Origin of the sequence: Dorea sp. MB18-49 (genome assembly GCF_023669465.1) — a bacterium.
Taxonomy (GTDB): domain Bacteria; phylum Bacillota; class Clostridia; order Lachnospirales; family Lachnospiraceae; genus Dorea_A; species Dorea_A longicatena.
The window spans coordinates 62,621-75,983 of the sequence record NZ_JAMOYX010000004.1 but is presented as its reverse complement, the minus strand read 5'-3'; the positions used below and the strand labels follow the sequence as shown (position 1 = coordinate 75,983).

The following is a 13,363-nucleotide window of genomic DNA, read 5'->3' as shown; positions in this document are numbered from 1 at the left end:
TTTTTGTGAGCTCGTTTTTAGGTCAACTTTTTTGCTTTAGGATTTCCCCATGTTGGAGTCAGCACAGGCTGGGACCTTGTAGTTTTATTCCGGTCGGTGACAGCCGCCATGATGCATTAAATAGAAAACTGATTTAATAATTCCTCAATCTTCTCCTGTAATTCCTCCACGGAATCTTCCGTGACCGCGCACATTCCTGTGCCTGGCATCCGCAGATGATGCATTTACGGTAGGTGCCGCGGGATAATTTCATACTGTCAGTTCCAATGACATCCATATCAAAGAGCCGTCCGAGAGGATGGCTTTCTTCAATTTCAGTAGCAAGTGTCTTGATATCTTCGGCGGGTGCATCCAATGCCATGATCAGTTCATCACCGGAAGGTTCGTGGAATTCTTCGGTGTGAAGGATTGTTATATTGTGAGCAGAAAGAGCTTTTAATAATTCTGCTTTTCCAGAATCAAAAGCTTTCCGGATCTGTTCGTTGTTTTTTACCGGTCCTGGGATGTTCATGCAAAAAGACAGGACTGGTTTATCATATTTACTGATCAGTTCGTTCTGGATGCTTACACGCCGGTCGCGGCAGTTCATCATATCTGTGATAGTTACGTTTATTCCGTTCATATTGAAAGAATTCCTTTCGTATCAAAAGTATATATTTAAATTGAGTTTACATAGTATATTCTTTGTAATCATTATAAGATTTTACCAGTAAATTTTCCAGAAAAAGAATATTTGATTATATATAAAAACAAAGGCTGCAGCTGTTACATGGTTGCAGTCTTTTCCGTACCTTAATAAATATTAAGAAAACCCCACTCTCTCCTGTAAGGTTCCAAGACTATGATAAACCCATAAAGAGATAAACAAAGTCACAAGATAAATGAAAGAGGAGGATACAAACATGGAGATCAAAAGACCTGCAATAGCGGGAACATTAGAATCCAGTGACTGTCAGGTAATGGTAGAGGCCGGAGAAGGAAAGATCGACCTGTCCTTAGACAGTGCAGTAATCAATCAGTATGGCAATCAGATCCACAAGGTTGTCCTTGAGACACTTGAGAATCTTGGAGTAGACGATGTGAAGATTGCAATCGTTGATAAAGGAGCGCTTGACTGTACGATCAAGGCAAGAGTAGAAGGAGCGATTTTCCGTTCTGTAAAACAGTTAGATAATCTGCCATGGGGAGGTGCAATCAGATAATGAATCCAAATAAGAAACGTTTAGGAAGAACCATGATGTTTTTGAATGCCCAGAAGCCTGGACTTATCAAAAATCCATATATTTACAAACCGGATTCGATTATGCTGGATCTGGAAGATGCAGTAGCTGAGAACCAGAAAGATGCAGCGAGATTCTCACTGTTCCATGCACTGAGAAGCATTGATTACAGAGGATGCGAACGTGTCGTACGTATCAATGGTCTGGATTCTCCTTACTGGAAGGAAGACATCCGCTGATGCCGAAAGATATTAAGATCTATGGATTCATCATGGATTCGACAACAGGAGAATTGTCGGAGGTTCCGGAAACAGGTGAGCAGTAAAGCAGCAGACAATACGGAAGAAGGAGAGAAAGAAGAAAAAATATAAGAACTTCTAAGACGGGTATTACAAACTGTTATTACATTTTACAATAATTTTGTTGACTTATAGAAAATCCATGATATGATTCAAATGTTGGATTTAGAAAATGGAAATTTTATGAATAGAACAAGGGGTAAAAAAAGATGGATTATAACAAGATTGTACAGGGAATCCTGGACATCGGAGAAGCGATGCTTCAAAGTGGTGCAGAGAATTTCCGACTGGAAGACAGCTTTTACCGCATGTGCAGAAGCTATGGATTTAAGAGATCGGATGTATTTGTCATTCCGAGTAATATACAGGTGACGGTAGAGACACCGGAAGGTGAGATCATTACACAGATCCGGCATATCGAGTCATCAGAACCGAATTTTGATCAGCTGGATTACCTGAACAATCTGTGCAGATATGTCTGTCAGCATACACCGGATGAAAAAGAGATGCGAGAGAAATATCTCGAAGTCATCAATCGTGAACCGCAGAAGCGAATTACAAGATATGCAGCAGGAATCATGGGTGGAACCGGATTTGCGGTATTCTTCGGCTGTAACGTCTGGGATGCGATTGTTGCATTGATCGTATCGGTGATGATCGTGGCCGTCGGTGACTGGCTGGCAAAGCGTGAAAGCAACTTAATGGTTTATAATGCTATTCTTTCGTTTATATCAGAAGTGATCATTATAGTGGCATTGAAGATGGGAGTTGCAGATCATCCGGACCGTATTATGATCGGTATCGTTATGCTGCTGATCAGTGGACTGGGCACGACGAATGGAATCCGTGATCTCCTTCAGAGGGATTTTATCTCTGGATTTATTAATATCATGAACTCGTTCCTTGGAGCTGCCGGAATCGCATTCGGAATCGGTCTTGCGATCATGTTGTTCCATGAAGGATATTCTGATCATTTTATCCTGAATCACAGTGTACCGATCCAGCTGATCTCCTGTACGGTTGCATGTACGGGATTTGCTTTCTGGTTTAAGATCAGAGGAAAGCAGGTATGGTATAACAGTATCGGAGCATTCTTTACCTGGGCAATCTATGTTGTGGTATTTGCACTGAAGCCAAGCAATTTCCTGGCAACGATGATCGCAGCAGTATTCGTTGCATTTTACGCATTTATCATGTCCAGAGTGAATAAGGCACCTTCAACGATCTTCCTGACAGCATCGGTATTCCCGCTGATTCCGGGACCGAATCTGTACTATGTAATGTATGGATGTGTCAGTCAGGATCCACAACTGGCATTCAATGAGACGATTGTTCTGATGGCAACCTGTCTTGCAATTGCATTCGGATTTATCATCGTAGATGTGGCATCCAGAAGTATCATGTATGCACTGAAGAGAGAATATCATATCGGTAAGAGTGCATTGAATCTTCCTCTGATCGGTGGAAAGAAATAATTATAGAAATAAAAAATAGAAATAAGCAGAGAGTCTGAGAGTATGCTGGAAGAGAAGCAATCTTTTCCTGTATATTCTCAGATTTTTTAGACCATAGTATGCAAGAGAAACTGCCAGTGGCAGGAACTGCAGATACGAAAAGCTACGGGAAAAGATGCAGGAAAATACGCCGGTACAGATGTATCACAGACACAAATAATTTTCAGGAATCTGTGTTCCTTTGCTATATTAAAATGAAAAAGTGTGTGTTAAACTGAGCTTATACAGAACGTACTACATATATTGAAAATAAAGAAAAATAGGGAAATATAAATGGAAACAAACGTGTAAAAGATGAAATTATAAAAGGACAGCTGCCTATGAATTATGAAAAATTAGTACAGGGAATCTTGAATATAGGAGAAGCAATGTTACAGTGCGGGGCAGAAATCTTCCGCGTGGAAGACAGTCTGTATCGTATGTATAAGAGTTATGGTTTTATGACATATGATGTATATGTGATTCCGAGCAATATTCAGGTGACGGTGGAGACACCGGAAGGTGAGATCATTACACAGATCCGGCATATAGAGTCTACAGGGGCAGATTATGATAAATTGAATTATCTGAATGCCATGTCGCGGTATGTCTGTTCACATAATCCGGATGAAAAAGAACTGGTCCGGCGCTTTAAGAAAGTAATGGCGCGTCCGGATCAGAGTGAACTGATCACAGGGCTTGCACAGATTACAGGGGGAACGGCGTTTGCTGTATTCTTCGGATGTGATCTGCAGGATGCAGTTGTTGCATTAATCGTCTGTCTGATGATCGTTCTGGTAGGCAGATGGCTTAGCAGGCGGGAAGGTAACCCGATGATCTATAATCTGATCTTGGCATTCTTATCAGAGGTTGTGATCGTAACAGCTGTCCGGAGCGGGCTGGGACATCATCCGGACCGTATCATGATCGGAATTGTCATGCTGTTAGTCAGTGCACTTGGTGCGATCAACGGAATGCGGGATGTGATGCAGAGGAACTTTATCTCGGGTTCACTGGAAGTGATGAATTCGATGCTCGGTGCATTTGGTATCGCATTCGGTATTGCCCTTGCAATGATGCTGATGGGAAATATATCGGCGGAAGGATTCGATGTGAATAATAATACAGTGATCCAGCTGATCTCTTGTACGATAGGATGTACCGGTTATGCAAGCTGGTTCAAGATACGGGGAAAGAAGATCCTGTATTCCAGTGTCGGAGCTTTCCTGACATGGGGAATCTATTTACTGGTGTATGCGTGGTATCCGGATAATTTCTTTGCGGTAGTAGTTGCATCCTGCTTTGTGGCGGGCTATGCATTTGTCATGTCGAGAGTCAATCATGCGCCGTCCACCGTCTTCCTGACAGCATCCGTCTTCCCGTTGATGCCGGGAGCGAGATTGTATTATCTGATGTATGGCGTAGTCAGCAGGAACTTTTCACTGGCAGCAGAGCATGCACTTGTACTGTTGGAAACATGCCTTGGGATTGCGTTTGGATTCATCATTGTGGATGTGATTTCAAGAAGCATTATGCGGGCGCTGGGAAGAGAATATCATATGGGAAAAGAATCTACGGTTATTAAAAAAGAGAAAAAATAATGGCTGTGTTACGATGATCCGGATGAATTTTCCGGATTGACAATTTTGCGTCCTTATAATATAGTAAAAGTCAAAGAGAAGATCTGATGACTGACGGATAATGTGGAGTACCACAGGGGAATCAGATACTTGGTAAGAGCCGACCGTCTGGGCAGCATTTATCCCGAAGAGGATGAGTGTTGTCCTTTTTTTACACCGCCCGGTATCGGAAGAGTTGGAAGCAGTGTATCAAAAGGACTGGAAATGCAGAAAGACAACATACGATCAGGAGGAATGAATGATGAAAACAGATATTGAGATCGCACAGGAGTGTACTATGGAGCCTATCACAGAGGTAGCAGAAAGAGCAGGAATTCCAGAAGAATATCTGGAACAGTATGGAAAATATAAAGCAAAGATTGATTATAATTTCTTAAAGAAATCCGATAAAAAAGACGGAAAACTGATTCTTGTGACGGCAATCAATCCGACACCTGCCGGAGAAGGAAAGACAACAACAACCGTAGGTCTTGCAGATGCACTTCAGAGAATGGGTAAGAAACCTGTGGTAGCACTGCGTGAGCCATCTCTCGGACCGGTATTCGGTATGAAGGGTGGAGCAGCTGGCGGCGGATATGCACAGGTTGTACCGATGGAAGATATCAACCTTCATTTCACAGGAGATTTTCATGCGATCGGAGCTGCGAACAACTTACTGGCAGCCATGATCGACAATCACATTTATCAGGGAAATGATTTGAATATTGATCCGAGAAAGATCGTATGGAAGAGATGTGTCGATATGAATGACCGTCAGCTCCGTTTCGTCACAGACGGACTTGGCGGAAGAGTCAATGGTGTGCCGAGAGAAGACGGATATGATATCACTGTCGCTTCTGAGATCATGGCGATCCTGTGTCTGTCAAAGGATATCGCAGATCTGAAAGAAAGACTTGGAAAGATCATCGTAGGTTACACTTATGGCAAGATTGCAGAGCAGAAACCGGTTACCGCACATGATCTGCATGCAGAGGGAGCGATGTGTGCGCTGTTAAAGGATGCTCTGAAACCGAACCTTGTTCAGACACTGGAGCATGCACCTGCAATCGTACACGGTGGACCATTTGCCAATATCGCACATGGATGTAACTCACTGACAGCAACAAGAATGGCAATGAAGCTTGCAGACTATGCGATTACAGAGGCCGGATTCGGAGAGGACTTAGGAGCTGAGAAATTCCTGGATATCAAGTGCCGTATGGCTGGCATCAAACCGGATGCAGTAGTCATTGTAGCAACGGTAAGAGCACTGAAGTATAATGGAGGCGTTGCAAAACCGGATCTGAATGAAGAGAATCTGGAAGCTCTGGAAAAAGGTATTCCAAACTTGATGAAGCATGTCAGCAATATTAAGAATGTATACGGTCTTCCATGTGTGGTTGCGATCAATGCATTCCCAACAGATACCAAAGCAGAACTGGATCTGGTAGAAGAAAAATGTAAAGAAGTCGGAGTCAATGTTGCGCTGTCCGAAGTATGGGCAAAAGGCGGCGAAGGCGGCCTGAAGCTTGCAGAAGAAGTGGTACGTCTGTGTGATGAGCCGAGTGATTTCCACTATGCTTATGAACTGGAAGGAACGATCGAAGATAAACTGAACCAGATCGTACAGAAAATCTATGGTGGAAATAAAGTGGTTCTTACCGCAGCAGCCCAGAAGCAGGCAAAACAACTGACAGATCTTGGATTTGGCAATGCACCGATCTGTATGGCGAAGACACAGTACAGTCTGACAGACGATCCGAAGAAACTGGGAGCACCGACAGACTTTGACATTACAGTACGTAACCTGAAAGTCTCCGCAGGTGCCGGATTTATCGTAGCTCTGACAGGAGATATCATGACTATGCCTGGACTTCCGAAAGTTCCGGCAGCTGAGAGAATCGATGTAGATGATGAAGGAAGAATTACAGGATTATTCTAATTGTAAATGTAGTTAAAAGTAAAAATCCGGCGGCTTTTTGTGAGGCTTGCCGGATTTTTCTATTGCCATGCATGTGTTGTGACAAGATTTTACATAAGATTTACGGGATTTTGAAAAACAGCAGGAGAATATGTGCTAGAATTCCAAGTTAGTGTTATAATGCAAGAAGTAAAACAGGATGAACAAACGAGGATGGTGAAGGCATGAGATACGTATTAGGAGAAACGCTGCAGGAATATCAGGAAGAAATCATGGAGAAGGACAGACCATCGGTATTTCTGGCGACATCGCAGACTGCCAGAGACTGCCTGGAACAGGCCGGCATGCAGTATGAAGGAGAGATCAATCTGAAAGATGTAGGATTTTGTAAGATGGAGACTCAGCAGGAATGTCTTGCGGGTTCTCTTTGTATTCCAAAGCTTCTGGATATTCTGGGAGAACGATACAAGATCTTATTTTTTATTAACCGTCATCATATCGTGATTGTGGACGATGATGAATTTTCTTACCGTCTGATCCGCAGAATTAAGAGGAAGAAGACGAGACAGGGAGAATCGAAAGAAAAATTCATCTATAATTTTATGCTGGAATTCATAAGCCGGGATCTGGAACTTCTGGGACATTATGAGAAACGGATCATGGATCTGGAAGAAGGTGTCATGGACGGAAAGATCCAGGGATTCCAGAATGCGATCATGCCGATCCGACGTGAACTTTTGACACTCCGCAGTTATTATGATGAGATCATGGACATGGGAAAACAGCTCGAAGAGAATGAAAATGGTTTCTTTGCCAAGAAACAGGTGAAATATTTCGGTGTTATCTCGGACCGTGCAGACAGACTGATGAGTAAAGCATCGCAGCTTCTGGAATATGCCCAGCAGGTAAGGGATGCTTATAAGGCGCAGGTAGATGCCCAGCAGAATAACAACATGCAGTTTCTGACCGTAATATCAACGATTTTCTTCCCGCTTACACTCATCACCAGCTGGTATGGAATGAATTTCCATAATATGCCGGAACTAAAGCACGGATATCCGGGAGTGATCATCTTAAGCGTTGTGGTTATGATTACCTGTATTATTATATTTAAGAGAAAGAAAATGTTATGATAATGTAAAATGTGATTTGAAAAGGAGGAGCTCTATGCGTCAATGCCCGAATTGCAAAACTAACAATCCAGACGATGCCAGATTCTGTAATTATTGCGGAATGCGGCTTCCCGAATCAAAAGAGGAAACATTATACAGTGACCTGGATGAGCTTGAAGAAGCCCCGAAGACAGAATTTTCCAATCAGGAGATCGAAGAAGAATCAGAAAAAGTAATTGATGAAGCGAAGAAGTTACTTAATCCTGATGAGAAAGAAGAAAAAGAGGTATTCCTGCAAGAAGAAAAAAAAGAAGAAAGAAAAGAAGATGAGGACACAGAGCAGGAACAGCTGAAAAAACAGCTTACAATTCCTGAGAACCTGGACCGGATGATAGAAGAAGTTACAAGACAGGAACTGGAGCAGGAACTTCACCGGAAGATCAAGTTAAAAGAAGGATCCGGTAAAGAACAGAGTCATTTGGATGAAACTGAAGGTGTCAGTGAGCCGACGCTTATGATCGGAGAGAAGACAGAGGAAGAGGCGGATGAGCCGACACGGATGTTTACCGGTGATATCGGAGATTTTATAAAAAAGAAAAGAGAATATGAAGATGTCCCGGAAGAAGATGCATATGAAGAGATCCTTCAGTCATGGGAAAGAAAACGCAAAGAAAAAAAGATAAAACGTGAGCGTGAAGGGAAGGATCCAAGCCGTATACCGAAGTTTATCAAAGAGAAGCATTCCTGGTCAGATCTGACAGCGAAGCAGAAGAAGGCTGTGAAAAGAATTGTGGCAGGAGCCGCTGTATTTGCGGCATTTTGCATTTTTGAAAGTTACTATGGACGTCCGGAAGCAGTGGCGGAACGTTACTGTAAGGCTTATGTAAAGGAAGACTGGAAAAAGACGGGACATCTGTCTGATCTTCCGAAGAATGGATATGCAACACAGGATGAATATACAACATATATGAAGAAGAATGCCGTTACCGGTGTAGAGGATTATCAGATAAAAGAGACGAAGGAAAATCGCCAGATAAAGATAGAGTCCGGAGGAAAACAAAGAGCATTTACGGTCGAATACAAGACAAAAACTCAAGGTAAGAACAAAGAAACCGTTGTTCTGCAAAAGCAAAAGAGACAAAGACTGCTGTTATTTGCAAACTGGAAGGTATCTTCGGACAAGATGATCGCAAATGATTTTAACCTTTATATTCCGGCTGGATCGACGGCCTGGATCGATGGAACGAAGCTTACAAAAAACGATAAGATAAAAGATGATTCCGATGGCCTGGATCAATATAAAATATCGTTGTTTGAAGGAGATCATAAGATAAGGATAGACGTTCCGTGGTTTAAGACGTATAAATCAGAATTCAAAGCATCCGATAAGGGAAGTACAACAATCTCTAAAATGAAAGTATCACAAAGCGGGAAAAAGAAGCTAGATAAGAAAATGAAAGAAATTCTGAGCAGTTATATCAAAGCTGCAAAAGAAGAAAAATCATTCTCACAAATATCAGGGTTATTTGAAAAGAATTCAAAATATGAAAAAGAGAATAAAGAATTCTATGATGATCTGAAAGAACAGTTAAGTTCAAAAGATGGTTATAAAGCGGATCAGATAACAACTGATAATTATGAAGGAAAATATGTGATCAGTGGTGTGACCGGAGTTGTGAGAGGAACGTTGTCTTATGATTATAGAGTAACATATCAGAAAGAAGATGTTACAGTTGGCAATATGAACGGAACGGTGGATGGAAGTTCGCAGATGAGTGCCGAATTCGTTTATAAAGACGGAAACTATCAGCTTCGTACAGTGAATCCGGGAAGTATCTGGTACAGGGAATCGCAATAAATAGTTTGGCAGTTACGGATAAAGTGTTTTAATAAATAAATTTTCGCGAAAATAATATAGGAAAAGGCTTGCTTTTTAAGCCTGGATATGATACGATATTCGGGCGAATGGAAGTAGGCTTTTTTTTTATGCCTAAAATCGGGCAGCATCGCAAGCTGCCACGAAACACGTTAACTAAGATTATAAAGCGAGGTGGAAGTTGTGCGTACAAGAATCACATTGGAGTGTACAGAATGCAAGCAGCGTAACTACAACATGACAAAGGATAAGAAATCTCATCCGGAACGTATGGAAACCAAGAAGTACTGCAGATTCTGTAAGAAACACACATTGCACAAAGAGACAAAATAATCGCCGCAAGAAGGAGTGAATGTCGATGAGTAGTAAGAAAACTCAGAAGGAGAGCTGGTTCAAGGGTCTTGACAGAGAATTCAAGAAGATCGTGTGGCCAGACAAGATGACAGTTGCAAAAGAGACGGCAGCGGTTGTTTCTGTATCCGTGGTCCTGGGAGCGATTATCGCACTTGTAGATTTTTTCGCCCAGTACGGAGTAGATTTATTAATTAAATAACTCAAAACGGACAAGAAAGGTGAGATTATGTCAGAGGCAAAATGGTACGTAGTTCATACCTATTCAGGGTACGAGAACAAAGTAAAAGCCAACATTGATAAGACAATCGAGAACAGACATCTTGAGGATCAGATCCTTGAAGTAAGAGTACCGCTGGAAGACGTTGTTGAGATGAAGAACGGTGTCCAGAAAGTATCTCAGAAAAAGATGTTTCCAGGCTATGTGTTGATACACATGATTATGAACGATGATACATGGTACGTTGTTCGTAATACAAGAGGTGTGACAGGATTTGTCGGACCTGGATCTAAGCCGGTGCCGCTTACAGATGCGGAGATGGCTCCTCTGGGAATCCAGAGAGAGGAAGTAGTCATGGACTACGAGGAGGGCGACACAGTCCAGGTAATCGCTGGAGCATGGGCGGATACGGTTGGTGTAATCCAGTCTATCAACATGCAGAAGCAGAGCCTTACTATTAATGTTGAGCTCTTCGGCCGCGAGACCCCGGTTGAAATTGGTTTCGCAGAAGTTAAGAAAATGTAACAGTAAGTGGGAGGGGCGTTATATGTTCCCCGCCATCACCACAAGGAGGTAATTGAAATGGCAAAAAAAGTAGAAGGTTATATTAAATTACAGATCCCAGCCGGCAAAGCTACTCCGGCACCACCGGTTGGACCTGCTCTTGGTCAGCACGGTGTAAACATCGTTGAATTTACAAAACAGTTCAACGCTAAGACAGCAGATCAGGGAGACATGATCATCCCTGTAGTTATCACAGTTTACAATGACAGAAGTTTCAGCTTCATCACAAAGACACCACCGGCAGCAGTTCTGATCAAAAAGGCCTGCAACATCAAATCTGGTTCAGGTGTGCCTAACAAAACAAAGGTTGCTACAATCACAAAAGCTCAGGTAGAGGAAATCGCTAAGACAAAGATGCCTGACCTGAACGCTGCTACAATCGAGAGCGCTATGAGCATGGTAGAAGGTACATGCCGCTCTATGGGTGTAACTGTAACAGAATAATTGATGAAGATTAATGTGGGAGGGTTATCCCGCCAATACCACTAGGAGGTTTATAGAATGAAAAGAGGAAAGAAATACGTTGAAGCTGCGAAGACAATCGACAGAGGAACACTCTACGATGTAGCAGACGCAGTATCATTAGTTAAAAAGACTGCAACAGCAAAATTCGATGAGACTATTGAAGCTCATATCAGAACTGGATGTGACGGACGTCACGCTGACCAGCAGATTCGTGGAGCAGTAGTTCTGCCACACGGAACTGGTAAAAAGGTTCGTATCCTTGTATTTGCAAAAGACGCTAAAGCAGAAGAAGCTAAAGCAGCCGGAGCAGATTTCGTAGGAGGAGAAGAACTCATTCCTAAGATCCAGAATGAAAACTGGTTTGAATTCGATGTAGTAGTAGCTACACCAGATATGATGGGTGTTGTTGGACGTCTCGGACGTGTACTCGGACCTAAGGGATTAATGCCAAACCCGAAGGCTGGTACAGTAACAATGGACGTTACAAAAGCTATCCAGGAAATCAAAGCTGGTAAGATCGAGTACAGACTTGATAAGACAAACATTATCCATGTGCCAGTAGGTAAAGCAAGCTTTACTGAAGAACAGCTTACAGACAACTTCCAGACGCTTATTGATGCGATTAACAAAGTAAGACCTGCAGCAGTTAAGGGACAGTACCTTAAGAGCGTAACTCTTACTTCTACAATGGGACCTGGTGTAAAGATCAACCCAATGAAGCTTGTTTAATCCGCAAGATAATAATGAATAAAGAACTCTGTATACAGATGTGATGCTGTATACAGAGTTTTTTTATACCTGAATATGTTAGAAAAGTTGCCGGTGGTATGTTTCGCAGATGTGTATGATAGTACATAAGAGAGTGGTCATGAATTGACAAATTGGGTGGTACCGCAGAAGTTTTAGAATATTTTAGGATGATATTAAGCTTTTGTCCCTTTAGAGGGACAGAAGCTTTTTTGGTGGAAAAATACAATCCGTTCCAACACTTCCATACACAGCCAGCAAGATAATCAGAACTTAAAGGAGGAATCATATCTATGTATCCAGAATGTGAAGAAATCATGAGGCTTGCACCGGACTACCACATAATTCCGGTATGCAAAGAGATTTATGCAGATGTTATCACACCGATCACGCCTCTTCGCAAGATTGCGGCGGTGAGTAAAAGATACTATCTGTTGGAAAGTGTAGAGGGCGGAGAAAAATGGCGGCATTTTCAGACGGTGCAATTGTGGGATCGGCAATTGTAAGGAGCGTAGCAGAGCATGGAGCAGACTGTGTAGCGTATGTAAAAGAATATGTACAGAAGATGAAAGCGGCCGTGGTAGAAGCATAAAAGACCGGATAACATAAAAGATGGAGCAGAACAAATGCAGATCGGTGTGCTGAAAAAATTTTTGTAAAAGAAAAAACAAAAAATCTCTTGACAATAACGTATGTATATGATAATCTACTAGAGGACTGCCGAAGACAGTAGGTGCTTGAAAGAGCGTAAGAACACATTTTATGCGGACGCCTACCGAGGAAAGATCGATACTAAAGTATGACTTATCAACCTCTATGTCTTTGGATATAGAGGTTTTTTTACATTTATATCTATCGGCGGTGTAAACTTACAAATCTACAAGGAGGTGCACCATTCGTGGCAAAAGTTGAATTAAAACAACCAGTTGTACAGGCTATTGCAGAGGACGTGAAAGACGCAGTAAGCGTTGTCCTTGTTGACTACCGTGGACTGACTGTTGCAGAAGATACAGAGATGCGTAAACAGTTAAGAGAAGCAGGCGTTGTCTACAAAGTTTGTAAGAACACAATGATGAAGAGAGCTTTTGAAGGAACTGATTTCGCAGCATTAGATGAGCACTTAGAAGGACCAAGCGCTATCGCAATTTCTAAAGATGATGCAACAGCTCCAGCAAGAATCCTTTGCAAATTCGCAAAGAATGCAAAAGCCCTTGAATTAAAAGCAGGTGTGGTTGAAGGAACATTATATGATACAGATGCATTAAATGAACTTGCTAAGATCCCTTCAAGAGACGAGCTTATTTCCAAATTACTTGGAAGCTTACAGTCACCTATCACAAACCTGGCACGCGTTCTCAATCAGATCGCAGAAAAAGGTGGAGCAGATGCTTGTGAAGCAGCTCCGGCAGCAGAAGAAGCTGCAGAGGCACCAGCAGCTGAATAAGCTGATGGCAGCATAATATTTTATTTCAAAAA

Annotated in this window: 13 protein-coding genes, 2 pseudogenes, 1 riboswitch and 1 other annotated feature; of the genes and pseudogenes, 14 read left to right on the top strand and 1 reads right to left on the bottom strand. The window is 42.2% G+C overall.

The annotated features are described in order from the left end of the window. Window positions 1-133 precede the first annotated feature (133 nt). Window positions 134-622, bottom strand: coding sequence for a citrate lyase holo-[acyl-carrier protein] synthase (gene citX / locus NCY30_RS03065; protein ID WP_250818447.1), 489 nt, complete (start codon window positions 620-622; stop codon window positions 134-136). 280 nt (window positions 623-902) lie between these two features. Between citX and citD the strand changes: the two genes are divergently transcribed. The 14 genes and pseudogenes from citD (at window position 903) to rplJ (ending at window position 13,331) form a co-directional block, all read left to right on the top strand. After that, the gene (citD, locus tag NCY30_RS03060) at window positions 903-1,202 is read left to right on the top strand and encodes a citrate lyase acyl carrier protein (protein ID WP_055180730.1); all 300 of its coding nucleotides are present in this window, start codon (window positions 903-905) and stop codon (window positions 1,200-1,202) included. Further along, window positions 1,202-1,456: pseudogene (locus NCY30_RS03055) on the top strand (aldolase/citrate lyase family protein); the annotation flags it as partial. The gene citD and the pseudogene NCY30_RS03055, both read left to right, overlap by 1 nt. Window positions 1,457-1,728: 272 nt before the next feature. Next, complete coding sequence (locus tag NCY30_RS03050) at window positions 1,729-2,994, top strand: threonine/serine ThrE exporter family protein (protein ID WP_195512765.1); 1,266 nt, start codon at window positions 1,729-1,731, stop codon at window positions 2,992-2,994. 359 nt (window positions 2,995-3,353) lie between these two features. Continuing rightward, on the top strand, window positions 3,354-4,613 hold the full coding sequence (locus NCY30_RS03045) for a threonine/serine exporter family protein (RefSeq protein ID WP_022415649.1): 1,260 nt from the start codon (window positions 3,354-3,356) through the stop codon (window positions 4,611-4,613). A gap of 76 nt (window positions 4,614-4,689) precedes the next feature. Then, a riboswitch (ZMP/ZTP riboswitch) is annotated at window positions 4,690-4,773 on the top strand. Between the two features lie 120 nt (window positions 4,774-4,893). After that, a complete protein-coding gene (locus NCY30_RS03040; RefSeq protein ID WP_172674946.1) occupies window positions 4,894-6,573 on the top strand; it encodes a formate--tetrahydrofolate ligase in 1,680 nt (559 codons plus the stop codon). A gap of 203 nt (window positions 6,574-6,776) precedes the next feature. Continuing rightward, on the top strand, window positions 6,777-7,685 hold the full coding sequence (locus NCY30_RS03035; protein WP_055180725.1) for a magnesium transporter CorA family protein: 909 nt from the start codon (window positions 6,777-6,779) through the stop codon (window positions 7,683-7,685). 34 nt (window positions 7,686-7,719) lie between these two features. Next, window positions 7,720-9,522 carry a zinc ribbon domain-containing protein gene (locus NCY30_RS03030; RefSeq protein WP_250818446.1) on the top strand — a complete coding sequence of 601 codons (1,803 nt, stop codon included), beginning with the start codon at window positions 7,720-7,722 and terminating at the stop codon, window positions 9,520-9,522. A gap of 201 nt (window positions 9,523-9,723) precedes the next feature. After that, entirely contained in the window at window positions 9,724-9,873 is a 150-nt protein-coding gene (gene rpmG, locus NCY30_RS03025; protein ID WP_028086482.1) for a 50S ribosomal protein L33, read from the top strand. A gap of 19 nt (window positions 9,874-9,892) precedes the next feature. After that, complete coding sequence (gene secE, locus NCY30_RS03020; RefSeq protein ID WP_044920309.1) at window positions 9,893-10,093, top strand: preprotein translocase subunit SecE; 201 nt, start codon at window positions 9,893-9,895, stop codon at window positions 10,091-10,093. A 27-nt stretch (window positions 10,094-10,120) separates the two neighbouring features. After that, the gene (nusG, locus tag NCY30_RS03015) at window positions 10,121-10,636 is read left to right on the top strand and encodes a transcription termination/antitermination protein NusG (protein ID WP_006428123.1); all 516 of its coding nucleotides are present in this window, start codon (window positions 10,121-10,123) and stop codon (window positions 10,634-10,636) included. 57 nt (window positions 10,637-10,693) lie between these two features. Next, a complete protein-coding gene (gene rplK, locus NCY30_RS03010; protein WP_006428124.1) occupies window positions 10,694-11,119 on the top strand; it encodes a 50S ribosomal protein L11 in 426 nt (141 codons plus the stop codon). A 57-nt stretch (window positions 11,120-11,176) separates the two neighbouring features. Then, window positions 11,177-11,869, top strand: coding sequence for a 50S ribosomal protein L1 (rplA, locus tag NCY30_RS03005; protein ID WP_006428125.1), 693 nt, complete (start codon window positions 11,177-11,179; stop codon window positions 11,867-11,869). Window positions 11,870-12,180: 311 nt separating this feature from the next. Continuing rightward, window positions 12,181-12,360, top strand: a pseudogene (locus tag NCY30_RS03000) (anthranilate synthase component I); the annotation flags it as partial. A gap of 229 nt (window positions 12,361-12,589) precedes the next feature. Then, window positions 12,590-12,737: a sequence feature (ribosomal protein L10 leader region), on the top strand. Window positions 12,738-12,785: 48 nt separating this feature from the next. Then, the gene (gene rplJ, locus NCY30_RS02990) at window positions 12,786-13,331 is read left to right on the top strand and encodes a 50S ribosomal protein L10 (protein WP_022415698.1); all 546 of its coding nucleotides are present in this window, start codon (window positions 12,786-12,788) and stop codon (window positions 13,329-13,331) included. Window positions 13,332-13,363 lie beyond the last annotated feature (32 nt).